The sequence below is a fragment of the Mesorhizobium sp. ES1-4 genome, assembly GCF_020164745.1.
Taxonomy (GTDB): domain Bacteria; phylum Pseudomonadota; class Alphaproteobacteria; order Rhizobiales; family Rhizobiaceae; genus Mesorhizobium.
Genome location: NZ_JAIUGV010000006.1, coordinates 171,268 through 194,735 on the forward strand (window position 1 = coordinate 171,268; position 23,468 = coordinate 194,735).

Annotated in this window: 23 protein-coding genes and 2 pseudogenes; 11 read left to right on the top strand and 14 right to left on the bottom strand. The window is 62.2% G+C overall.

Annotated elements, in window-relative coordinates:
* Nucleotides 1-14: 14 nt before the first annotated feature.
* Nucleotides 15-533, bottom strand: a complete 519-nt coding sequence (gene fabA / locus LB556_RS13515) for a 3-hydroxyacyl-[acyl-carrier-protein] dehydratase FabA (protein ID WP_224567771.1) — start codon at nt 531-533, stop codon at nt 15-17.
* 242 nt (nt 534-775) lie between these two features.
* On the opposite strand from fabA, the gene irrA reads away from it, so the two are divergent.
* Nucleotides 776-1,207: an iron response transcriptional regulator IrrA gene (gene irrA / locus LB556_RS13520; protein ID WP_015313995.1), complete on the top strand. Its 432-nt coding sequence runs from the start codon at nt 776-778 to the stop codon at nt 1,205-1,207.
* Between the two features lie 61 nt (nt 1,208-1,268).
* Nucleotides 1,269-1,632, top strand: a pseudogene (locus LB556_RS13525) (DUF4260 domain-containing protein).
* Here the strand turns inward: LB556_RS13525 and LB556_RS13530 are convergent.
* Nucleotides 1,622-2,182, bottom strand: coding sequence for an SH3 domain-containing protein (locus LB556_RS13530; protein WP_224567772.1), 561 nt, complete (start codon nt 2,180-2,182; stop codon nt 1,622-1,624). The pseudogene LB556_RS13525 and the gene LB556_RS13530 sit on opposite strands and share 11 nt — an antisense overlap.
* Before the next feature lie 148 nt (nt 2,183-2,330).
* Here LB556_RS13530 and LB556_RS13535 point away from each other — a divergent pair, with 148 nt between their 5' ends.
* Nucleotides 2,331-3,332 carry a 2-hydroxyacid dehydrogenase gene (locus tag LB556_RS13535; protein WP_224567773.1) on the top strand — a complete coding sequence of 334 codons (1,002 nt, stop codon included), beginning with the start codon at nt 2,331-2,333 and terminating at the stop codon, nt 3,330-3,332.
* A 40-nt stretch (nt 3,333-3,372) separates the two neighbouring features.
* Here LB556_RS13535 and LB556_RS13540 read toward each other — a convergent pair.
* From LB556_RS13540 to LB556_RS13580, 9 genes and pseudogenes are all read right to left on the bottom strand, one after another.
* Nucleotides 3,373-3,859: pseudogene (locus tag LB556_RS13540) on the bottom strand (GNAT family N-acetyltransferase).
* A gap of 2 nt (nt 3,860-3,861) precedes the next feature.
* Entirely contained in the window at nt 3,862-4,617 is a 756-nt protein-coding gene (locus LB556_RS13545) for a molybdopterin-synthase adenylyltransferase MoeB (protein WP_224567774.1), read from the bottom strand.
* 31 nt (nt 4,618-4,648) lie between these two features.
* Nucleotides 4,649-5,788, bottom strand: a complete 1,140-nt coding sequence (gene recF, locus LB556_RS13550) for a DNA replication/repair protein RecF (protein ID WP_224567775.1) — start codon at nt 5,786-5,788, stop codon at nt 4,649-4,651.
* Between the two features lie 64 nt (nt 5,789-5,852).
* Nucleotides 5,853-6,971: a DNA polymerase III subunit beta gene (gene dnaN / locus LB556_RS13555; protein ID WP_224567776.1), complete on the bottom strand. Its 1,119-nt coding sequence runs from the start codon at nt 6,969-6,971 to the stop codon at nt 5,853-5,855.
* A gap of 200 nt (nt 6,972-7,171) precedes the next feature.
* On the bottom strand, nt 7,172-8,644 hold the full coding sequence (gene dnaA, locus LB556_RS13560) for a chromosomal replication initiator protein DnaA (protein WP_224567777.1): 1,473 nt from the start codon (nt 8,642-8,644) through the stop codon (nt 7,172-7,174).
* A 925-nt stretch (nt 8,645-9,569) separates the two neighbouring features.
* Nucleotides 9,570-9,836 carry a 30S ribosomal protein S20 gene (gene rpsT / locus LB556_RS13565; protein WP_224567778.1) on the bottom strand — a complete coding sequence of 89 codons (267 nt, stop codon included), beginning with the start codon at nt 9,834-9,836 and terminating at the stop codon, nt 9,570-9,572.
* A gap of 179 nt (nt 9,837-10,015) precedes the next feature.
* The gene (locus tag LB556_RS13570; RefSeq protein WP_224567780.1) at nt 10,016-10,789 is read right to left on the bottom strand and encodes an enoyl-CoA hydratase; all 774 of its coding nucleotides are present in this window, start codon (nt 10,787-10,789) and stop codon (nt 10,016-10,018) included.
* Nucleotides 10,790-10,924: 135 nt separating this feature from the next.
* Nucleotides 10,925-11,815, bottom strand: coding sequence for a bifunctional DNA-formamidopyrimidine glycosylase/DNA-(apurinic or apyrimidinic site) lyase (gene mutM / locus LB556_RS13575; protein WP_224567782.1), 891 nt, complete (start codon nt 11,813-11,815; stop codon nt 10,925-10,927).
* Nucleotides 11,808-13,049 (bottom strand): phosphopentomutase, encoded by a 1,242-nt coding sequence (locus LB556_RS13580; RefSeq protein ID WP_224568112.1) that lies wholly within the window; start codon nt 13,047-13,049, stop codon nt 11,808-11,810. Before LB556_RS13580 ends, mutM begins: the two co-directional genes overlap by 8 nt.
* A 257-nt stretch (nt 13,050-13,306) precedes the next feature.
* On the opposite strand from LB556_RS13580, the gene LB556_RS13585 reads away from it, so the two are divergent.
* On the top strand, nt 13,307-14,230 hold the full coding sequence (locus LB556_RS13585) for a phosphate/phosphite/phosphonate ABC transporter substrate-binding protein (protein WP_224567784.1): 924 nt from the start codon (nt 13,307-13,309) through the stop codon (nt 14,228-14,230).
* Nucleotides 14,231-14,235: 5 nt separating this feature from the next.
* Here the strand turns inward: LB556_RS13585 and LB556_RS13590 are convergent, their stop codons facing one another.
* The 3 genes from LB556_RS13590 to LB556_RS13600 form a co-directional block, all read right to left on the bottom strand.
* Complete coding sequence (locus tag LB556_RS13590) at nt 14,236-14,859, bottom strand: TadE/TadG family type IV pilus assembly protein (protein WP_224567786.1); 624 nt, start codon at nt 14,857-14,859, stop codon at nt 14,236-14,238.
* Between the two features lie 40 nt (nt 14,860-14,899).
* Complete coding sequence (locus LB556_RS13595; protein ID WP_224567788.1) at nt 14,900-15,481, bottom strand: TadE/TadG family type IV pilus assembly protein; 582 nt, start codon at nt 15,479-15,481, stop codon at nt 14,900-14,902.
* Nucleotides 15,482-15,618: 137 nt separating this feature from the next.
* Nucleotides 15,619-16,041: a pilus assembly protein N-terminal domain-containing protein gene (locus LB556_RS13600; protein WP_224567790.1), complete on the bottom strand. Its 423-nt coding sequence runs from the start codon at nt 16,039-16,041 to the stop codon at nt 15,619-15,621.
* Between the two features lie 357 nt (nt 16,042-16,398).
* Here LB556_RS13600 and LB556_RS13605 point away from each other — a divergent pair, with 357 nt between their 5' ends.
* The 7 genes from LB556_RS13605 (at nt 16,399) to LB556_RS13635 (ending at nt 23,461) form a co-directional block, all read left to right on the top strand.
* Nucleotides 16,399-16,578 carry a Flp family type IVb pilin gene (locus LB556_RS13605; protein WP_224567793.1) on the top strand — a complete coding sequence of 60 codons (180 nt, stop codon included), beginning with the start codon at nt 16,399-16,401 and terminating at the stop codon, nt 16,576-16,578.
* A gap of 187 nt (nt 16,579-16,765) precedes the next feature.
* Nucleotides 16,766-17,284, top strand: a complete 519-nt coding sequence (locus LB556_RS13610; protein ID WP_224567795.1) for a prepilin peptidase — start codon at nt 16,766-16,768, stop codon at nt 17,282-17,284.
* 211 nt (nt 17,285-17,495) lie between these two features.
* The gene (gene cpaB / locus LB556_RS13615) at nt 17,496-18,311 is read left to right on the top strand and encodes a Flp pilus assembly protein CpaB (protein ID WP_224567797.1); all 816 of its coding nucleotides are present in this window, start codon (nt 17,496-17,498) and stop codon (nt 18,309-18,311) included.
* Nucleotides 18,308-19,837 carry a type II and III secretion system protein family protein gene (locus LB556_RS13620; RefSeq protein ID WP_224567799.1) on the top strand — a complete coding sequence of 510 codons (1,530 nt, stop codon included), beginning with the start codon at nt 18,308-18,310 and terminating at the stop codon, nt 19,835-19,837. The genes cpaB and LB556_RS13620 overlap by 4 nt, the downstream gene beginning before the upstream one ends.
* A gap of 14 nt (nt 19,838-19,851) precedes the next feature.
* A complete protein-coding gene (locus tag LB556_RS13625) occupies nt 19,852-20,583 on the top strand; it encodes a CpaD family pilus assembly protein (protein ID WP_224567801.1) in 732 nt (243 codons plus the stop codon).
* Between the two features lie 53 nt (nt 20,584-20,636).
* Nucleotides 20,637-21,920, top strand: a complete 1,284-nt coding sequence (locus LB556_RS13630) for a CpaE family protein (protein ID WP_411908590.1) — start codon at nt 20,637-20,639, stop codon at nt 21,918-21,920.
* Nucleotides 21,921-21,943: 23 nt separating this feature from the next.
* Nucleotides 21,944-23,461, top strand: coding sequence for a CpaF family protein (locus LB556_RS13635; RefSeq protein ID WP_224567804.1), 1,518 nt, complete (start codon nt 21,944-21,946; stop codon nt 23,459-23,461).
* Nucleotides 23,462-23,468 lie beyond the last annotated feature (7 nt).

Consider the following 23,468-nt stretch of genomic DNA (forward strand, 5'->3'; position numbering starts at 1 on the left):
GGCCAGGGCTGCGGTCAAGCGACCGCCGACTGCTTCGACAGGCCGACTTTCAGGTCCGTCGCCGCATATATGGGCTCGCCATCCGCCTTCATCCAGCCGTCAGCGATGCCGAGCACCAGCCGGCCGCGCATCACACGCTTGAAATCCACGCCATACTCGACCTTCTTGACCGATGGCGTGACCATGCCCTTGAACTTGACCTCTCCGGTCGACAGCGCCATTCCCTTGCCGGGTTCGCCAAGCCAGCCGAGATAGAAGCCGGTCAGTTGCCACAGGGCGTCCAGGCCGAGACACCCCGGCATGATCGGATTGCCGATGAAATGGCAGGCAAAGAACCACAGGTCGGGCTTGATATCGAATTCCGCGCGGATGAAGCCCTTGTCGAAGGCGCCGCCGGTCTCGCTGACGTCGGTGATACGATCGAACATCAGCATCGGCGGGTAGGGCAGCTGCGCATTGCCCTCTCCGAACAGCTCGCCGCGGGCGCAGGCCAGCAATTCTTCGTAGTCGTAGCTGGATTTCGAACCCGCCATCAATTTCGTCCCCATATCGTCCGGGCGGTAGCGCGCCCTTGTCGTTGGTGTCCTAACACAATCTGTTTCAGGCCGGAAACCGGCGCTTGCGCTTAACCCGCCAGTCTGCCCGGGTCAATGCGCGCTATTGATCGCATTCGGGCGACAGAATATATGTCAACAGGGGTCCGGTTTCGGCAGACATTCATTTTTTTGCCATTCTGGGCGTGTCTTGAAGCGGGACTGTGAGCTTGGAAGACCAGATGGACCGGGGCTGCCGGAAGGAAAACGTCGCTGTGGACAAGCGGGTACGTGAAGCCGGCCTGAGGCCGACGCGACAGCGCATTGCGCTGGCGGACCTGCTTTTCGCCAAGGGCGACCGCCATTTGTCGGCTGAGGAACTGCACGAGGAGGCGCAGGCCGCCGGCGTGCCGGTGTCGCTGGCCACCGTCTACAACGCGCTTCACCAGTTTACCCAGGCGGGGCTGTTGCGCATTCTCGCCGTCGAAGGTTCCAAGACCTACTTCGACACCAACACTTCCGACCACCACCATTTCTATATCGAAGGCGAAAACAGGATATTCGACATCGCCAACGGTCCGGTAACCGTGACTAATCTGCCGGAGCCGCCCGAAGGCATGGAGATCGCCAATGTCGATATCGTGGTGAGGTTGCGTCCCAAGCGTCCGGAATGACCGAGGCCCGAATAATCCGCCAGGCCAAGATAATCCGTCTGGCCGGAATAATCCGTCTGGGATGAAATCCCTCGATTGGATAGTGCGGCTCGAATGGGCCGCCGTGGCGGTTGCCGCAATCGTCGTCTATGGCGCGACGGCCGTTTCCTGGTGGCTCTTCGCACTGCTCATCCTGGCGCCCGACCTGTCGATGGTCTTCTATCTGGCGGGACCGCGCATCGGCGCCATTGCCTACAACGCCTTGCACACGCTGATCGTACGCCGGGCATCTTGCCGGCAGTGCGGTCGGCAGCGCCATCGCTCTGATCTGGATCGCCCATATCGCGATCGATCGGGCACTGGGCTACGGCTTGAAGCTGTCAACTGGCTTTCAGGACACTCATCTTGGCCCTATCGGCCGCAAGCGCGAGACGTTCAGTCCTTGACCCGCTCGCCAGGATAAGCCCCCCAGACGAGCGACTGGGCAAGCCAGCCTGTATGGCCGTCGAGCGTCATTTCGCACCACTGGCCGTCGCAGGACTTGATCGTGCCCATCACGCCGGGTTCGACGATCGCCACCACCCTGGCATCGTTGTCGGGACCCTTCAGAAGATTGACCTGGCCGCCCTTGCCGCGCTGCCATGGCGCAATGATCGCGGTGCGGCGACCCGAGAGCAGCGATTGGTTGATCCAGCCTTCCGAGCCGTCGGCGTCGCGCACGCGCCGCCATGTATCGAACTCCTGGATGATCTCCATGGGCAGGCCGGCCTTCATATACATCCAGTCGACCGAATAGTTGGCGCCGGGCCCGACGCGCGAGTTGACGCGGCCGGATTTCAGGCTGACGAATCGCGGCAGTGGCAGGCCGCTCGGCCCGAGCGTGATGGCACTCTGGGCAGGGGCGGCCGCGCTCTGCGCGCCTGCAAGCGGAGAATAGAGGAGAGCGCCGAGAAATGCTGCGCTGAGGGCCAGGCGAAGCGACGCGAAACCAGACACTTTCGTTCCTTTCGGCGCCGGCTCGACGGCTGCGGCACCCCTTTTTCTTTGTCTTCGGCGGCACCGCTTGTTACATGGGTAAATCGGCTGCCGCGACCAGCTTTCAGTTTCGCCGGTCTTGGTTAAAGAGGTCTCAACGAGGGAAACAATGGTAGGCAAAAAGAAGCCTCTCGTGGTCATCACGCGAAAGCTGCCCGACCCGGTCGAGACCCGCATGCGCGAACTGTTCGACGCGAGGCTGAATGTCGAGGACAGGCCGATGACGCAGCCGGAACTCGTCGCCGCGGTCAAGGAAGCCGACGTACTGGTGCCGACCGTGACCGACCAGATCGATGCCGCACTGATTGCCCAGGCCGGCGACAATCTCAAGCTGATCGCCAATTTCGGCAACGGCGTCGACAAGATCGACGTGGCGGCGGCGGCCAAGAGGGGCATCACCGTCACCAACACGCCCAACGTGCTCACCGAAGATACCGCCGACATGACCATGGCACTGATGCTGGCCGTGCCGCGCCGGCTGGCGGAAGGCGCCAGCGTGCTTACTGGCGACAAGAAATGGGCCGGCTGGTCCCCGACCTGGATGCTTGGCCGGCGCATATGGGGCAAGCGGCTCGGCATTGTCGGCATGGGCCGCATCGGCACCGCCGTTGCCAGGCGGGCCAAGGCGTTCGGCCTGTCCATCCACTACCACAACCGGCATCGCGTGCTGCAGGCGGTCGAGGACGGGTTGGAGGCGACGTACTGGGAGAGTCTCGACCAGATGCTGGCCCGCATGGACATCATCTCGGTCAATTGCCCGTCGACGCCCGCGACCTTCCATCTTTTGTCGGCACGGCGGCTGGCGTTGCTGCAGCCCTCCGCCTATATCGTCAACACCGCCCGCGGCGACATCATCGACGAAGAAGCGCTGGTCAAGCTGATCCAGGACGGCAAGATCGCCGGCGCAGGCCTCGATGTTTACGAGCACGAGCCAGCCCTGAACGGCAAGCTCTTGAAGCTCGCTGCCAGGAACAAGGTCGTGCTTCTGCCGCATATGGGCTCGGCCACGCTGGAGGGCCGTATCGACATGGGCGAGAAGGTCATCATCAATATCCGCGCCTTTGTCGACGGCCATCGCCCGCCGGACCGCGTGCTGCCGCTCAGAACCTGAGACCCGCCGGGGGGCGGCCCCGTTTAACGTAAGTTGAGACTTACAAAATCGTTTTGCGCATGGTGACGGACGTCGGCCTGTCATGGCCGTCATGCGCCGTCCTGTCGGTCTCGTGAAAGCCGAGCCGGGCAAAGGCGGCATGATTTGCGGTGAGTTCGACCCTCGTCTGCAGTTCGATGGCGGCCTTGCCGCGGCTGCGGGCCAGATCTTCGGCCGCTTGCATCAGCCGCCGGCCAAGGCCTTGCCCCTGGCGCTCCAGGGGCAACGGCGAGCTTGCCGACATAAAAGCCGTTAGTCCTTTCGAGAGCAAAAACGCAGCCAACGATCCTGTCGCCGTCGAGTGCCAGAAAGCCTGTCTCCCGCAGGGCCTTCGCGCGCAGCGCATCGACCGTGAGCAGGTGAGCCGATGACGGCGGATCGATGATGCCGTCCATGAAGGCAAAGGCATGCGTTATGAGGGCAAGCACATCATCCCAGCGCTCGAAATCGGCCGGGATCCGCGTGATCGAAACATGGGATTGTTCCAAGATCAGCGTCTCTTGTAGCGGATCGTCTCGAAGCGCGCGGCCAGCGCATCATAGAGCAGCAGTCGGCCGATCAGCGGCTCGCCTATACCGGTGACCAGCTTGATCGCCTCCATCGCCTGCAGCGTGCCGACGACCCCGGTCAGTGCGCCGAGCACCCCGGCCTCGGCACAGGACGGCACCAGGCCCGGCGGCGGGGCTTCGGGAAACAGGTCCCGATAGCTCGGGTTCGGCTTGCCGTCGCTGCCGTCTTCAAAAGGCTTCAACACCGTCACCGAGCCATCGAAACGTCCGACGGCTGCATGCACCAAGGGCTTCGCTTGGCTGGCGCATGCGTCGGCCACCACATAACGGGTTTCGAAATTGTCGGATCCATCGACGACGACGTCGTAGCGGGCGACGAGGGCAGGGGCGTTTTCCGCGGTGAGCCGGAATGTGTGTGTTTCGACCGATGTGCTGGGATTGATGCGGGCAATAGCCGCCTTGGCGCTCTGCGTCTTCAGCATGCCGACGCTATCGGTATCGTGGATGACCTGACGTTGCAGGTTGGAGAGCGACACGGTGTCGTCGTCGACAATGCCGAGCGTACCGACGCCGGCCGCGGCGAGATATTCAAGCACCGGCGCACCGAGCCCGCCGGCGCCGATCACCAGGACTCGCGCCTGCTTGAGCCTTTGCTGGCCCGCGCCGCCAACCTCGGGCAGCACGATGTGACGGGCATAGCGTTCGATCTCGTCGGCGGTCAGGGCGGCAGTGGTCATATCAGGACCATATAGCGGTCGAAAAACCTTGTCAGGCGTCTTCGGTTGGCCCAACCGTGCCATGGTCGACCGTCAGGAACTGCGCGCGGCCATGCAGGCTGGAAAACAGCGCCGCGTCGGTTCCCGTCATGAAAGCCTGGCAGTTCAGTTCCTCCAGGATCGAGAACAGCGCCGCGCGCCGGCCGCCATCGAGATGCGCCGCGATCTCGTCGAGCAGCAGAATCGGCGTCAGGCCGGACATTTCGCCTGTCAGCCGGGCATGCGACAGCACGATGCCGACCAGCAGGGCCTTCTGCTCGCCAGTCGAGCAGAGTTCGGCCGGCATGGCCTTGGGCCGGTGCCGGACAACGAGGTCTGAACGGTGTGTCCCTTCGAGGGTGCGTCCGGCGGCACGGTCACGGTCACGGCCGTCGGCAAGAGCGCGCCGGAACCGCTCCTCGACATCGACCGCCGGTGTCCCGGCGATTTCGGCCTCGAGGTCGCCCGAGAGGCCGATATCGGCCTGCGGAAACGGCCCCGTGTCGGGCAACCTGCCGATCATGGCGGCGAGCAGCCGCACCATCTCGGTCCGCGCCGCGGCGATCGCCACGCCGGTTTCCGCCATCTGTGTCTCTATGGCCTCGAACCAGCCGACATCGCGTGAGCCTTCCGTCAGCAGGCGATTACGGCCCCGCATCGCCTTCTCGTAGTCGAGCGCACGCTGGCCATGTCCGGGATCGATCGCCAGCACCAGCCGGTCGAGAAAGCGCCGGCGATCCGCGGCCGGCCCGGTGAACAACGAATCCATCGCTGGCGTCAGCCACACGACCCGCAGCCACTCCAGCATGTCCTCGGCCCGAGCGGCGGCTCCGTTTATGCGCACCCGCCTGCCGCTCTCCGCTGTGTCGCCTCCGGAAATGCCGGTGCCGATCTCGACATCGCCGTCTGGTCCGTCGAGGCGGGCATGCAGCGCGAACCCGCCATCGCCACCCTCACGTGCGACATCCCCGTAAGGCGCGCGGCGCAACCCGCGCCCCGGCGTCAAAAAGGAGATCGCTTCGAGGAGGTTGGTCTTGCCGGCACCATTGTCGCCGGAAAAGATCACCGCGCCGGGAGCAACATCTATCGCCAGCGTCGCATAGTTGCGAAAATTGGTAAGTGTAAGCTTACTTATGTGGGTTTGTGCCGGCAACCGCTATTCGCCTCTGGAAGTCACCGCCCGCCGCTGGTCGTATCGCCAGGCGACGCCGCGCCGGCTATACCCGCATCGGCATCAGCACGTAAAGCGCGGTCTCGTCGGCCATGTCATGGATTAGCGTCGGCGAACCGGCATCGGCCAGCATGAACTTGGCTTCCGTGCCAGTCAGCTGCGCGGCGACGTCGAGCAGGTATTTGGCGTTGAAGCCGATCTCGATCGGTTCGGCGGAATAGTCTGCCGCAAGTTCTTCCGTGGCGCTGCCCGAATCCGGATTGTTGACCGCAAGCGTCACCTGGCCTTCGCTGATCGAGAGTTTCACCGCGCGGCCTCGCTCGGAAGAGATGGTCGAGACGCGGTCGACGGCGGCCGCGAAGCTCTGGCGGTCGAGGATCAGCTTCTTGTCGTTGCCGGTCGGAATGACCCGCTGATAGTCCGGGAAGGTGCCGTCGATCAGCTTCGAGGTCAGGACGACGCTGCCGATGGTGAAGCGGATCTTGGTGTCGGACAGTTCGGTTGTCACGGCGACATCCGGATCGTCGACCAGCTTCTGCAGTTCGCTCACCGTCTTGCGCGGAATGATGATGCCCGGCATGCCTTCCGAACCCGCCGGTGCGTCGATCTCGGCGCGCGCCAGGCGATGGCCGTCGGTTGCCACCGAGCGCAGCTTCAGCTTGCCGCCGACTTCATGCGTGTGCAGGTAGATGCCGTTGAGATAGTAGCGCGTCTCCTCGGTGGAGATGGCGAACTGCGTCTTCTCGATCAGGCCTTTCAGCGCCACCGAGTCGAGACGGAAGATATGCGAGAAGGATCCGGCCGAGAGCTCGGGAAAGTCGGATTGCGGCAGGCACTGCAGGCGGAAGCTCGAGCGGCCCGACGTCACCGTCATGGCATTGCCGTCCTCGTCCGTCTTAAGCATCACCTCGGCGCCGTCGGAAAGCTTGCGAACGATGTCATAGAGCAGGTGTGCGGGGACTGTCGTCGCACCGCCGCGCTCGACCTTGGCCGGCGTCGCTTCCGTCACCTCCAGGTCGAGGTCGGTGGCCTTCATTTCGAGGCTGGCGCCTTCGGCGCTGAGCAACACGTTGGACAGGATCGGTATGGTGTTGCGCCGCTCGACCACGCGGTGCACGTGGTTGAGCGATTTCAGGAGATTTGACCGTTCCAGGATAACACGCATGACGAAACAGGCTCGCTTCAATGAATGAACGGGTCTCCGGCCGCCGGTGCCCCGCGAAAGGTCTGAACAGGCTTCAGAATCTACGCAAACTGACAGGAAAAAACCAGTGAGCGCAAGCCCGCGCCACCGGTTCGGGCCGGTTACGCGGGCTTTCTGGGGATAAAGCTGGCCAAGCCGGCAAGCGGGCGGTTTCCGGCCGGTCAGGCCTGGTCGTTGATCAGCCTTCTCAGCAATTCCAGTTCCTGCGCCAGCGTGTTGTCGGCGCCGGAAAGGTCCTCGATCTTGCGCACGGCGTGCAGCACCGTCGTATGGTCGCGGCCGCCGAAACGCCTCCCGATTTCCGGCAGCGAGCGCGGCGTCATAACCTTCGACAGGTACATGGCGACCTGCCGCGGCTTCACGATGGTGCGCGTGCGCCGGTTGGACAGCAATTCTGTCTTGGAGACGTTGTAGTGGCGCGCCACGATGCGCTGGATATCCTCGATGCGGACCCGCTTCGGCTCGCCGGTACGATAGATGTGGCCGAGGATCTCATCGATGCGGTCGATGGTGATCTGCGGCTCGAACGACTGGCGAAACAACAGCTGGTTGAAGGCGCCTTCCAGTTCACGACCGCTGCCGGTCACGGTGCGGGCAACGTGGTTCAGGATTTCTTCGGAAATGTCGAGCGATGCATCGTCGATCCTGGCGGTGGCTAGGCGCAGTTTGAGCATGCCGAGCCGCATGGCGAAATCGGGAGCCGACATTTCGAGCGCGACGCCGCCATTGAGCCGTGAACGGACCCGCGGCTCGAGCGATTCCAGCTCCGACGGTGGCCGGTCGGCGGCGACGACGACCTGCTTGGCGCTGTCGAGCAACATGTTGATCAAATGGCAGAATTCATGCTGGATCGACTTGCCCTGCAGGAACTGCATGTCGTCGATGATCAGGAGATCGATGTCGCGCAGCTGCTCCTTGAGCGTCAATGCGTTGTTGTCGCGGATCGCCGTGGCGAAGCGCCACATGAAATATTCGGCGGTGAGATAGACGACGCGCGATTTCGGGTTCTGCTTCAGCGATTCCGCCGCGATGGCCTGCAACAGGTGCGTCTTGCCGAGCCCGACGGTGGCATGCAGGAAAAGCGGATTGAAGCGCACAGCGCTCGACTGCGATTCCGCCACGGCCTTGGCGGCGGCGAAGGCCACGCGGTTCGAGGGTCCTTCGATGAAGGAGCCGAACGTGTAACGCGGATCAAGCGGCGATCCCAGCACATTGTGGCGGAACTCGCTCTCGGCCGGCACACCCGGGCGCGGCACGGAAGACCGCTCCACCCGGCCTGGGCTGACGGTTCCGGCGGCCAGCGCCGTCTGCGTCTGCCGCGTCGTCTTGCGCGCGGGCGCCAATTCGGGTTCGGGCTGGTTGCGCCCCTGACGGGTCGCTGTGCGCACGACGATCTCGATCTTGAGAAGCTCGGGATCTTCGTGCTTCCACAGCTCGGAAATGAGATCGTGATAGTGGCCGTTGATCCAGGAGCGCAGGAATGCAGTGGGCACGGAGATGCGGACAATGCCCTTGGAGGCTTCCGCGACCTTCATGCGGCCAAACCAGCTGGAATAGACTTCCGTTCCCAGGCGCGCCTTCAACTGGGCCTTGACCCGGTCGAACTTCTGTTCCGCGTCGCTGGAGACCGCCATCTCGTTTGCTCCAATCAAAGTTCCAGGAAATGGGAGGTCGCCCGTAAGCTCCCTTTCGATGCCGCTCTGCATGATCGAGTTCCTTGCCTTTCTGTACCTGTTTTTCGCTGGAGATGCGCCTCCTGCATCCTTTTCAGCGACCGTGTCTTCGCTCGATGCCCGTTGCCGCCGCCGGCAATGAACGTCGCCCACCAACCAGGGGAACCGGTTCCGGCCCATGGAAGCCGGTCCGCGTTGGGTATGTCAGGGCAATACAACACCGTCCGGCGAAAGAGCCGCCGGCGCGCCGTCCTACCTGCCATGTCTTGTTTACGCCCGTCCCCTACCGTATCGAAAAAGAGCAAACCATACCCGTCCACGGACTTGATCCGCGTCACAAATCCCGCCAATTTAAGCTGACTGCGTCAGGCTGGGTTAAGGCCAGAGGCCCGTCCCTTTCGATAGATCGACATTACCGAAATCGTTGTGGATAGGGCAAGGCCACGTCTAACGGATTTTTAAGGAATCTGGTTACCTCGGGCGGGTTGGAGCGCCATGCCGCCGCGGCAGCTTTTGACAAAGCCATTGTGATTCAAACCCTTTTCCGACGAATATGAAAAAGCCGGGCCGGCGCGAAATTTTCTGAAATAATTCTCTTGACAGCCAGTTGTCCTCTCGTCCCTTCGGCACGTTGTGGACAAGCTGTGGATCACCATCGTTAATTATCTGAAAAATAACGGCTATTTCTGTCGAGGGAAGTTTTTCTAGGCGCCGCTTTTCAAGCGTGCCGATCCTCAGCGGGCATGTATGTGCCGGCAAAGCATTTCGAACTCTGGGCTCTGCCTTTGCAGTTGTTCGCGGCTATTCTTTTTAAGTACTTGCCGGCAAACGAAAAAACCCGGCGCGATCGGCCGGGTTCGAACAAGATCGTCCTGAAAAGACGATGTCAGGCGGACAGCACCTTGAGGCGCTGGGCAAGGCGCGACACCTTGCGGGATGCCGTGTTCTTGTGCATCACGCCCTTCGTCGCGGCGCGCATCAATTCCGGCTCGGCGGCCTTGAAGGCGGCCTGTGCGGCGTCCTTGTCGCCCGAGGCGAGTGCCTCCTCGACCTGGCGGACATAGGTTCGCACGCGCGAGCGGCGGTTCTTGTTGATCGCTGCGCGGCGGGCGATCTTGCGCGTTGCCTTTTTGGCCGAGGATGTGTTGGCCATGATGCCTCTCTTCTGATCTGGTCGGCGCACGCGGCGTGCCGCAGGGCGCAAAAAACAAACGGGCAGCCACGGGGCCGCCTCGGTTGGTGCGGCTTATAGTTCAGCTTTTCCGGCGCGTCAACGCCGCCGGGCGTTCTTTTTGGCCGACGCCACGGGTTTCGATCGTGGCCCGCAATGCCCTACCGGTTGGTGAAATTGGGCTTCCGCTTTTCTGTGAACGCGGCCATCCCTTCCTTTTGGTCCTCGAGCGCGAAAAGCGAGTGGAACAGGCGGCGTTCGAAGCGCAATCCCTCCGCAAGCGTCGTCTCATAGGCGCGGTTGACGGCTTCCTTGGCCATCATCACCGACGGCAGCGAGAAATCGGCAATTTTGGCCGCCGCCTTGACGGCTTCCTCGACCAGCTCGCCGGCTGGAACGACCCGCGACACAAGGCCTGAACGTTCAGCCTCCGCGGCATCCATCATCCGTCCGGTCAGGCACATGTCCATCGCTTTCGATTTGCCAACGAACCGGGTCAGCCGTTGCGACCCGCCCATGCCGGGGATGACGCCGAGCGTGATCTCGGGCTGGCCGAATTTCGCCGTGTCGGCGGCGATGATGAAATCGCACATCATCGCCAGTTCGCACCCGCCTCCCAGGGCATAGCCGGCCACCGCCGCGACAATCGGCTTTCGTGCCCGCGTGAAGTCTTCCCAGCCGGCGAAGAAGTCCTGGCTGTAGGCATCCGCGTAGGAGATTGCCTGCATTTCCTTGATGTCGGCACCGGCGGCAAAGGCCTTGTCGGAACCGGTGACAACCATGGCACCGATGCCGGGATCGGCGCAGAAGACGTTGACGGCTGCGACGAGTTCAGCAAGAATCTGGGAATTCAACGCATTGAGCGCCTTTGGCCGGTTCAGCGTGATAAGCCCGACCTTGCCGCGCCTCTCGGTGATGATCGTCTCATAGGCCATTGGCTGCTCATCCTTGCTCGACACCGGTCTGGAGCGGTTCAGTGTTTGGTAGAATCGTTGAACCGCTCTAACTCTTTGTTTTCACGCAATTCCGGACGGAAAACCGCTGCGCACTTTTCGTGGAATTGCTATAGCTCACGTCTGACACGTCCGGCAATAGAAGGTCGAGCGTCCGCTCTGCACGATACGTTCGACATGGCCGCCGCAACCGGGTTTCGGGCAAGGCTCGCCCTCGCGGCCGTAGACGGCGAAGGAATGCTGGAAATAACCCAGCGATCCGTCTGTGTGCACGTAGTCGCGCAGTGAAGACCCGCCGGCCGCGATGGCATCGGATATGACCGAACGGGTCGCTTCGGCGAGGCGTTCGCTTTGTTCCCTGGCCTTCTTGCCTGGCCTGGCTATGGTGCCCGCCTCCCGCAGCGGTGACAGGCCGGCGCGCCAGAGCGCCTCCGAGACATATATATTGCCCAAGCCGGCAATCAGCCTCTGGTCGAGAAGCGCTGCCTTGAGCGGTGATCTGCGGCCTTTCAGCAGCGAGGCAAGCAGAACGCCATCCAGCGCATTGCCGGTGGGCTCGACGCCCAGTCCGGCGAGCATCGGATGCGTCTCCGGCGGCTCGTCCGCAAACAGCATGAAACCAAAGCGGCGCGGGTCATTGAAGATCACACGTGATCGTGCACCGGCGGCGGAAAGGACATGGAACACGACATGGTCGTGCGCCGCGCTCTTCGAGCGTTCATGATGGAACACGCCCGGTGTTTCGCCATCGCCGCCGGTCTCGATGCGAAAGGAGCCCGACATGCCGAGATGGCAGATCAGCACCGGACCGCCCCGCAGGTGCATGGTCAGATACTTGGCCCGCCGCCCAAGCGCGGTGATCGTCCTGCCGGTCAGCCGCTCCGAAAACCGTTCGGGGAAGGGAAACCGCAAGTCGGGCCGTCTCATCTCGACCCGGGCCAGATAGGCACCTTCCAGGACCGGCTGCAGACCGCGCCGGACCGTTTCGACTTCCGGTAGTTCAGGCATGGCCACCAATCGAGGCGTGGAAGGATGTGCCGTTGCGCCCGCGCGTCAGCGCGAGATGTTCGGCAACCGTCTCGCCGATATCGGCGAATGTCGCCCTCAGCCCTATGTCGCCGCCTTTGAGGCCGGGTCCAGTGCCGATGACCGGAACGCGTTCACGCGTGTGATCGGTGCCGCGCCAGGTCGGGTCGTTGCCGTGATCGGCGGTCAGGATGAGAAGGTCGCCCTGCTTCAGCTTCGCAAATGCCTCCGGAAGCCTCCGGTCGAAGGCCTCGAGCGCGGCGGCATAACCGGCGACGTCGCGGCGATGGCCGAATTCGGTATCGAAATCGACGAAATTGGCGAAGACGAGGTCGCCGTCGGTGGCCTCGTCCATCGCCGCCAGCGCCTGGTCGAACATGGCCATGTTGCCCGCCGCCTTGCGTACGTGCGAAATCCCGCGATGGGCGAAGATGTCGCCGATCTTGCCGACGGCGATGACGCGACTGCCACGCGCCGTCAGCCGATCGAGCAATGTCGGCTCGGGTGGCGGCACAGCGTAGTCGCGGCGATTGTAGGTCCGCTCGAAGGTGGCTGGTGTCTCGCCGACGAACGGACGCGCGATGACCCGTCCGATCTTCAGCGGGTCGACCAGCCGGCGCACCACCTGGCACAATTCATAAAGCCGCTCCAGGCCGAAATGGGTCTCAAGCGCGGCGATCTGCAGGACTGAATCCACCGATGTGTAGCAAATCGGCTTGCCGGTGCGGATGTGCTCTTCGCCGAACCGCTGGATGATCTCGGTACCTGGCGCATGGCAATTGCCGAGGATACCCGGCACCTTTCCCTGGCGGATGATCGCCTCGGTCAGGTCGGCCGGGAAGGCGGGAACCGTATCCGGGAAATAGCCCCAGTCGAAGCGCACCGGCAGGCCTGCGATCTCCCAGTGGCCGGAAGGCGTGTCCTTGCCGCTGGAAATCTCTTGCGCCGCCCCATGGAAGGCACTGGCGAGCAGGTCCGTTCCGAAATGCGTAAAACCCAGTCCTGTCGCCGTCTCGGCGGCCTTGCCAAGTCCCAGCGATGCCATATGGGGAACGAACAGTGGTCCCTGGCGAAGGCCTTCGCGATCCGCGCGCCCTTCCGCGCAAGCCTCGGCGATGTGCGCCAGCGTGTTGGCGCCGGCGTCGCCATAGCGTTCAGCGTCGGCCGCGCCGCCGATGCCGAAGGAGTCCAGGACAAAGAGGAAAGCGCGCGCCATCGGATCGTTTGTTGCCAGTGTCGAGCCCCAGACATAGGGTTCCACGGCGGCCTTGGCAATTCGGAAACCAAACGGCAACGGCCTGGCGCGATGGTCAAGTCCATGTCGCCCAAAAGTGCGTAGCGGTTTTGGGAAAACGACATGGAACAAGGTAGGGATCCATATCGCCCAAAAGGGCGCGGATACAGGCGTGAAGGTTGAGTGTCGCGACGAGTTGGGCATCTCATGGACGGAACAGAGGGCAAGGTGGTCCTGTCATGAAGGCTGCACTCAAGGCATGGACTGCTCTCATGGCCGTGAACGCAGCGTTCTGGTGTGGGCCGGCGCGGGCTGACTGGCGCGACGATATCGGCACATTCCGCATCGGCATCGTCGCCGAACCCGGCGCCGGCAGTACCGTTCCGGGGCTGGCGGTGTTGACGCAAGCCTTTACCGATGCGCTCGGCATGAAGGTCGAATTCGTCGTCGCCCGCGATTATGCGGCACTGATCGAGGCACAGGCCAATGCGCGGATCGAATACGCCATCTACTCGACGACCGCCTACGCCACGGCGCTGCAACGCTGCGGATGCATCGAGCCGCTCGTGGCTCCGGTCGATTCAGACGGCGCGGCCGGCATCCGCTCGGTCCTGCTGACCAGGGATGGCAAGCTGCCCGGCTTGGCCGATATGGAGACCCACCGGATCGCCATGCCGCCGCAGGACAACGTTGGCGGTTCGCTTCTGCCCTTGGCGGGGTTAGCCGCCGAACACGTCGTGATTGCCGAGGATGCACCGTTTCTTGTCCATGCCCCCTCGGCGTCGGCGGCCGAAACCATGCTTGTCGACGGCGAGGCCGACGCCATGTTCGGCTGGGTGAGGGCAGCGGCCGACCGTCAGCCGCGGCTGCCCGGCGGCACGCAGGCAAGGCTCGAGGCATCCGGCCTTTCGGCGTCGGCACTTCAGGTCGTGTGGACGTCGGGTCTGTTGAGATACGGTCCCCATGCGGTGCGCAGCGATCTCGATCCGGAAGCCAAACGTCGGCTGACCGTGTTCCTTACCAACCTCAAATCGACGACGCCGGATGTCTACGACCTTCTGGAATCGAAGCATACCGGCGGTTTCATGCCCGTGGTTTCAAGGGACTATGCGACGGCGGAGGCCATCGTGCGCCTGGTGTCGATCGATGGCGGGCGGCGATAGGGTCTTCAGCAGTCGCCGCAAGGAATCGTGACGCTTCTGCGGGGACGCAGATAATAGGTTTCGCTCATCGTCATGCCTTTGGCGAGCGTCTCGACAAACCCAAGCTTCTGTTGGCTATCGGTCGTCCAGCCGATGATCGGCTTGTAGCCCAGTGTGCTGTCGACGCGGACGAGGAAGGTCCCGGGGACCTTGAGCGCTGTTGGAACCGTTGTGTCGGAGTCCGCCGCCGCACCGACGCCGTACACGCCGCCGGCTACCTTGCGCGACCACACCACCTGCACCTTTGGCGTGGCATCGGTGGTGACCTTTATGGCGGTGATGGTGATGTCCGGCACCGAGCGGTTGTAAGGTAGAAGGGTTACGGTGCCGATCTTCATGATGGCATCGAGGTCCGCCTTGACGATGGTCGGCTGTTGCGTGACGAGATCGGCGACCATGCTGCCGACGCGGCTGACCTTCTTGCTCGTCTCTATGGCCTGCGAAGCCTCCATGGTCATGAAATACATGATCAGCAGGACAGGCGCGATAAGCGCGAATTCGACCGCCGCGACGCCGCGGCGATTGGACCAGAACCGGACCGATTTGCCCCAGAGCCCTGCAGTTTCCAGATGTGCCCCCGCACGCATCATGCTCGTTGCCTTTTTTCTTGTTGGTGCTTCCGCGATGGTCTCAATTGTCGAACGGTTCGTTCTGCCAGGTCACCGAAGCGAAATGCAGGGTTTTGTTGCCCCCCATGGACTGCGCCATCAAATCGGTCATGATGGGCCATTTGTAAAAGACCCGCAGCATGTTCTTTGACTCCGCCGCACCCGCTGTAACGGTAAACGGCACATCGGCTCCGCTCTTGGTCAGCTGGATGTTACCGCTCTGGATCCTGAAGCCGGCCAGAGCCGCGTCGGCGAATGTCGTGTATTGGCGAAGATCGACGCTCAACTGATTGGGACAATCCTGGGAAACGATAATCTCCAGCTTGTCGCAGATCATGTTCTTCAAACTGTTTCCGGCGATGTCGGCAGCTCTCAGCTGGCCGGTGCGCAGCCGGCGCGCGACATCGTCGGTGATGTTGGCCATCACCTCCTGGCTGGCAAACGAGATGCAGCTCTCAAGGATGGCGAACACCAGGAGTGCGAACGGCATGGCAAGCAGCGCGAACTCCAGCGCCGTGCTGCCGCGCCGGTCGCGCACGAAGCGCCTGACAGACCTGCCGCGCTCCTTCTTGCCTTGACCTGTTGAGCCGAATTCCTTGCTCATGCGATGTTCCTGCCACCCCTGGACGACGCCGACAGGTATTAGCGCAAACCAATTGAGGTCCGGTTTGAATGATCGCTAAAGTCGGCGCGGATGTGTTAACCAGGCGGTAACCAGGGCGATGGCGCGGCCCGCGCAGCCTATTTGCTGACGCTCATCTCGGCTTCGGACGATTTCTCCGCTTCACTCTTGTAGGAGCTTTCGCAATAGGGCGTGCACGACATGGTCTGGACCTCCGCGCGCCGGTAAATGCGGACCGACGAGGCTGCCTGGCGAACCACGGTAACCTGTGCGTCGACGATCGGGCTGCCGTCTTGGTCGAGAACGACGAGATTGGTGACACCGAAACCCTTGCCGGTGAGCACGACCGTCGAGGCATCCTGGACCGAAGCGTCGGCGATTGCCGGGTTGCCCACGACGATTGTGTCGGCGGGGCGCGACAGCTTCACGATCTTGGCCTGATTCATGGTGACCTCGATGTCGGCGCCAGCCCTGGCGGGCGTAACCAAGCTGGCGGCGGCAAGAAGTGCGGCAATCAGGATTGAGGATCTCGGCACGGCCATCAAGGCGCTCCACGCAAGCGGACTGTTCAACGGACCATGAACGAGATTGGTGAATCAACGGTTAAGTCGGCTTGCCGCCGCCGTGCCCGGCCGTCGGCATGGCTGCGCGCACGGGCGAATCCGCGCAGGAGTTGCGAACGCCCCAAGCCCTTGCCTTTCACCGCGTTGACCCGCGAAACCGGATATTAGCCAGCGCTTAGGATGGAGTTAACCACGCACTTGGTTCAAGCCGGGAAAGGAATCGGTAAGGCTGTTTATTAAGCCGATCGAAAGAGCTTCTCCCTAGATTGCCAGCATCCGATCAACCATCACAGAAGTTGACGGAAGTGCTGTAACACGTGGAGTAGGAGCTCTCAAATGTCTAACCTTTTTGCACGTTTCGTGAAGGACGAATCCGGCGCGACCGCTATCGAATATGGTCTGATCGCCGCTCTCATCGCGCTCGCCATCATCACCGGCGCCGGCGCGCTCGGCAATGCAATCAACGCCAAGTTCACTTCGATCGGAAGCTCGCTGAACAGCGCTGGCGGCAGCTGATCTGCTTATTGCTGATCGCTCGGATTGCATTCTGGACAGGGGCCGCCCCAGGGCGGCTCCTGTATTATTTTACCTTTATCGGGGGCGCAGCGGAAACAGTCGTCTTTTCACCCCGGACCTCATCAATCGTTAATCGAAACAGCCTAGATTGAGTTCTGTGGAATCCGCACGATAGGCACAATCGCCGATGCTTGAAGCCCTGATTTTCGTCGTCTTTCCGTTCTGCATGCTGTTTGCCGCGATCTCCGACATGCTGTCGATGACGATCGCCAACCGAGTGCCGGTGCTGCTTGTGGTCGTCTTCGCGCTGGTGGCGCCGCTGACGGGCATGGATTGGGCTGCCTACGGATGGCACTTCGCGGCCGGCGCCATCGTCCTGGCCGTGACGTTCGGTCTGTTCGCGTTGGGTGGCATGGGCGGCGGCGATGCCAAGCTGCTGGCCGGCACGGCCGTGTGGATGGGACTTAACGTGAATCTCGTCGAGTATCTTGTCTCCTCCACAATCATCGGCGGCCTTCTGACGATCGCGATCCTGCTTTACCGGAAATCGCCGCTGGCGGTTTTCACCGGTCGCAATCCATTCCTGCGTCATTTTGCGGAAGAGTCGGCCGGTGTTCCCTACGGGATCGCACTCGGCCTGGGTGGCCTCCTGACCTATCCCGATTCCCCGTTGATGGTATGGGCGCTAGCAAGGCTGGCGAGCTGAATTCATCACATTTTTTCGTCGCCTGACATGGGCTTGCACGCCGGCTTTGCGGCTGCGGCCCAGCATTTCCGCGCATCGCGCGTGATCCGTCTAATTTATGTAAACCTTAAATTAATCACGATCGTAAGCATTACATTAACCTTGTTTTGACGATTGCCGCTGCAAAGTCCGGCCTGGCTACATGGTTTGCCAAGGGCGAGGGTTCGGACAGATGCCAGCATCCCGATTGATAATTCTGAGCGTGGCGGTGGCCGCGGCGGGCGGTGCTGGCTATGTGGCGAAGAACATGGTCGCCGCCCCGCCGCCCCAGATCGTCGTCGATTCCGGCCAGAAGGCTCCAGAGGTTCCCCTGCAGGACGTGCTCGTGCTTTCTGGCGATGTCGCGATGGGCGCCCAACTCGAAAACAACATTGCCTGGCAATCCTGGCCAGCTAGCGGCATCAACGCGAATTTCATCACCAAGGCCACCGCTCCCGACGCTTTGGAGAAACTGAAGGGGTCGGTTGCCCGCGTGGCGATGTACGCCGGTGAGCCCGTGCGGCGCTCCAAGCTGATCGGCGAGGGGCAAAGCTTCATGTCGTCCATCCTGCCCTCCGGCATGCGGGCGGTCGCAACGGCGATATCGGCGGACACTTCGGCCGGCGGCTTCATCCTTCCAAACGATTTCGTCGACGTCATCATGACCCGCAGGGCCGATGCCAGCACCGGCGGCGCCGGCTTCAACACCGAGACCATCCTCAAGAATATCCGCGTCCTGGCAATCGACCAGACCATCCAGGAAGACGAGGAAGGCAAGAAGACCAGGGTCGGCCAGACCGCCACGCTGGAGCTGACACCCAAACAGGCGGAGATCATCACCGTTGCCCAGCAGATGGCGGATCGCCTGACCCTGGCGCTGCGGGCGATCACGGACACCCAGGAAAAGAATGTGGGCGAGGCCGACTATCTCGTTTCCGGCAATGGCCGCCGGGGAACGGTGAGGCTGATCAAGTCGGGCGAAGTCTCCGAAGTAGGGGCAAGGAAATGAGGCTAAGCGCTAAACTGCCGGCAATCGTAGCCACGGCAATAGGCCTGCTGCTCGTCGGAGCGAATGTGCGGGACGTCGAGGCGAAGAACACGCAGGTCTCGGCTACGACAGCCACCCAGCGCGTCAAGCTTGGCCTCAACAAGTCCGTGGTCATAGACCTGCCGAGTGACGCCTACGACATTCTTGTCGCCAATCCCTCCGTTGCCGACGCGGTGACCCGCACCGCAAGGCGTATCTACCTCTTCGGCAAGGCGGTCGGCGAAACCAACATCTTCGTGTTTGGGCCGAACGGCGAACAGATCGCCAGCCTGGACCTGGCCGTCGAGCGCGACGTCGCTGGCCTGGAGGATTATATCAAGCGGTTCCTTCCGACCTCGGCCGTCAAGGTGGAACTACTGAACGACAATGTCATCCTGACCGGCACCGTCGACACGCCGCTTGACGCAAAACGGGCCGTCGACCTGGCGACGATCTTCGTCTCGGGCGGCGAAGCGACGACGGGACAATATTCGCAGACCGCGGCGGGTGGGTCGTCCCAGAGCGGCGTCGACATCAACAACCCGGACCAGGAGCGCCGTGTCTCCAAGATCGTCAATCTCTTGCAGATCATCGGCGACGATCAGGTCACGCTGAAGGTGACGGTGGCCGAAGTCAGCCGCTCCGTGATGAAGCAACTGGGCGTCAACATGATCGGCAGCGGCGATAGCAACGGCATCAGCTGGGGCGCACTTAGTTCGCCCAACTATGGATTGGGTAAGCCGCTTTCGCAGACCTCGGGCCTGGGGTTCGCTACGTCGAGTCTGCAGGCCTATATCAACGCGATGGAACAAAGCGGCGTAATGAAAACGCTTGCCGAACCGACTCTGACTGCCGTTTCAGGCGAGAAGGCTACGTTCAAGGTTGGCGGCGAGTACAATATTGTCTCCGGACGCTCGAGCAACGTATCGACGGACAATCAGACGGGTCAAACGACATATACTTTTGACAAAATCGAATATGGCATCGGCCTTGAGTTCCAGCCTGTGGTGCTGTCGGCGGGTCGGATCAGTCTGAAGGTCAGAACTTCTGTGTCTGAGCCGACAACGGAAGGTGCCGGCACGCTGGAAGGAGGAGGCAAGTCGGCACTGAACTTGCAGGGCATGTCCATGCTGTCGCTCCGCAAGCGACTTGCCGACACGACCGTTGAATTGCCGTCAGGTGGTTCGATGATGATCGCGGGTCTCGTCCGCGATGATGTTCGCCAAGCCGTTGCGGGCTTGCCTGGCCTCACCAAGATCCCCGTGCTCGGCGCGCTTTTCCGCAGCAGGGACTTCGTGCGCAACGAAAGCGAGCTCGTCATCATCATCACGCCCTACCTGGCGCGGCCAGTGGCACGCAATGATCTCGCCAAGCCGGACGACAATTTCAACCCTCCGAGCGATGGCGCCGGGATGTTCCTTGGGCGTGTCAATCGCGTCTACGGCACCATGCAGACGGACAAGCCCAACGGTCGCTATCACGGCGTCGTCGGCTTTATCTACAAGTGAACGGGAAAGCGGACATGTCTCAGTCAGCATTGAAGGCAAGGATCTCTGCGATGCGCTCCGGCCGTTCTTGGATAAGCCTGCGCGCCCTTCCCATCGTGGTGGTGGCGGTGTCGGGCCTGCTGGCCGGTTGTGCCCAGCGCGACAGTGTTACTGTGGGCGCCATCCCCGACGACTATCGCACCAATCACCCGATCGTTATCGCGGAGAAGAACCAGAAGATCGATCTTCCCGTCGGCGCCGGTGATCGTGGCATGACCGGCTCGCAACGCGACACGCTTCTGGGCTTCCTCGACGGCTACGACAAGAGTGCCGCTCCGACACTGACGATCCAGATTCCAAGCGGGTCGGCCAACGAAGTTGCCGCGACGGCGGCCGGCCGCGATTTCGCCCGGCTCGCGCTGGCCGACGGCGTCAAGCGCAACCGGATTGTCATGGTCTCCTACCAGGCCGGATCGAGCGAGGCGTCAGCCCCGGTTCGCGTCTCCTATATCGCGGTAAAGGCACAGACCGACAAATGCGGACGCTGGCCCGATGACCTGGCGGATACGTCGGAAAACAAGCACTACGCCGATTTCGGCTGCTCCTATCAGAACAATCTTGCCGCCCAGATGGCCAATCCCGCCGATCTGCTCGGACCGCGCAAGCAGACCACTATCGACGCGGAAAATCGTAGCGCGGTTATAGACGTGTACCGAAACAGGGTCATTTCGACCGAATTCCTCGGTAACTCGGAAGTGACTTACTAAGCCGCCCTCGGGAACAAGCGACGCCAGGAACAGGCCACGGAAAGAGCATGACCATGAGCAACCTTGCCTATGACGCCACCGTGGAGGGCGGCGACACCTCGCCGCAGGACGTCGCCGCGATGCAGGCGTTGCGACCTGTTCCGCGCATTTCGATCCAGGCATTCTGCGAGACGGAAGGCGTTGCCAATCCGGTCCAGCGCGCCGGCGAGGATCGCCGCATGACCAAGGCGCACCTCAAGGTCCACATGGGCGGCATTCCCACCGCCATCGAATTCTACCAGTCGGCGCCGACACCGAACCTGATCATGCTGGAATCGCGCAGCGAACCCAAGCAACTTCTGGAGCAACTCGCGCAGCTCTCGGAATATTGCGATCCATCCTCGAAAGTGGTGGTGATCGGTCACTATAATGACGTTGGTCTCTATCGCGAACTCATCCGCTCCGGCATCTCCGAATATGTGATTGCGCCGGTGTCGATGGCAGACGTCGTCAGCGTCGTTTCGTCGATCTTCGTCGATCCGGAAGCTGAACCGCTCGGACGCTCGATCGCCTTCGTCGGCGCCAAGGGCGGCGTCGGCTCTTCCACCATCGCTCACAATGTTGCCTGGGCAATGTCTTCGCTGTTCAAATCCGAGGTCGTTGTGGCAGACCTTGATCTCGCCTTCGGCACCGCCAACATCAATTTCGATCAGGATCCGGCCCAGGGCATCGCCGAGGCTGTGTTCTCGCCCGAGCGTATCGACGAAGTCTATCTCGACCGGCTGCTGACCCAATGTGCCGAGCATCTGTCGCTGCTCGCGGCGCCCTCGACGCTGGAGCGCGTCTACGACTTCGATCCCGATGCCTTCGCCCAACTTGTCGATACCGCGCAGCGCAGCGTCCCGCTCCTCGTGCTCGACGTTCCCCACGTCTGGACGGGATGGGCCAAGAACACGCTGGTCAAGGCCGACGAGATCGTCATCACGGCGACGCCGGAACTGGCCAATCTGCGCAACACCAAGAACCTTGTCGACATGTTAAAGCGCCTTCGCCCGAACGACCCGCCGCCGAAATTGATCATCAACCAGGCCGGCGTGCCCAAGCGGCCGGAAATCTCGCCGTCCGATTTCGCCGAACCGCTCGGCCTGACGCCGATGTCGGTCATCGGCTTTGATCCTGTGCTGTTCGGCAATGCCGCAAACAACGGGCGCATGCTGGGCGAGATGGATGCCAAGAACTCGGTTGTGGCCACGATCAACGAGATTGCTCATGTGCTGACCGGCCGCAGCGAAATCAAAGCGAAAAAGAAAGCTGGCCTGGGCAGTCTGCTCGGCAAGCTCTCGCGCAACAAGAAGTGACGCAATGGGGTCGGTAGTCGGTCATGTTCGGTAAAAGAGGCAACGACGACGGCAACCGGTTCAAGCCGGAATTTCGCCAGCCGGCACCGGCGCCGGCAACGGTGCCTGTCGCGCCGGCCGCCGCGGTTTCGGCGGACACCGCGGTTCTTGCGCGCCCCGCGGCCGCGCCCCAGCCGGGCGCGCCTGTCGCGCCACCGGCCAGGCGCGCGGTAGAGGCGCCGCCGATCGCGCCGGAGCCGAGGAGAGGCCGCGAAAAGAGCGAAACCTACTACGATACCAAGAGCCAGGTTTTCTCGGCCCTCATCGATACGATCGACCTGTCGCAGCTTGCCAAGCTCGATCCCGAAAGCGCACGCGAGGAAATCCGCGACATCGTCAACGATATCATCGCGATCAAGAACTTCGCGATGTCGATCGCCGAGCAGGAAGAACTGCTCGAGGACATCTGCAACGATGTGCTTGGCTACGGGCCGCTCGAGCCGTTGCTCGCGCGCGACGACATCGCCGACATCATGGTCAACGGGTCCAAGAACGTCTACATCGAAGTCAACGGCAAGGTCGAACAGACCAGCATCCGCTTCCGCGACAACCAGCAGCTGCTCAACATCTGCCAGCGCATTGTCAGCCAGGTCGGCCGCCGCGTCGATGAATCCAGCCCGATCTGCGACGCCCGTCTTCCCGACGGATCACGCGTCAACGTCATCGCGCCGCCGCTGGCCATTGACGGCACCGCGCTCACCATCCGCAAATTCAAGAAAGACAAGCTGACGCTCGATCAGCTGGTCAAGTTCGGCGCCATCTCGCCGCAAGGGGCCGAAGTTCTCAAGATCATCGGCCGTGTCCGCTGCAACATCGTCATCTCCGGCGGCACCGGCTCGGGCAAGACGACATTGCTCAACTGCCTGACCAACTACATCGACCGTGACGAGCGCGTCATCACTTGCGAGGATTCGGCCGAACTGCAACTGCAGCAGCCGCATGTCGTGCGTCTGGAAACGCGTCCGCCCAACCTCGAGGGCGAGGGCGAGGTGACGATGCGTGACCTGGTCAAGAACTGCCTGCGCATGCGGCCAGAACGCATCATCGTCGGCGAAGTGCGCGGACCCGAGGTCTTCGACCTCCTGCAGGCGATGAATACAGGCCATGACGGTTCGATGGGGACGATCCACTCCAACAGCCCGCGCGAATGCCTGAACCGTATCGAATCCATGATCGCCATGGGCGGCTATTCGCTGCCGCAGAAAACCGTGCGTGAAATCGTCGTCGGTTCCATCGACGTGATCATCCAGGCGGCACGCCTGCGCGACGGGTCGCGCCGCATTACCCATATCACCGAAGTGATCGGGATGGAGGGCGACGTCATCATCACCCAGGATATCGTCCTCTATAACATCAAGGGCGAGGACGCCAACGGCAGGCTCCTGGGTGAACACGTCTCGACCGGCATCGGCCGCCCCCATTTCTGGGAGCGGGCTCGATATTATGGCGAGGAACAACGTCTCGCTGCAGCGCTCGAGGCTATGGAGAAACGTGCTGACTGACGCACAC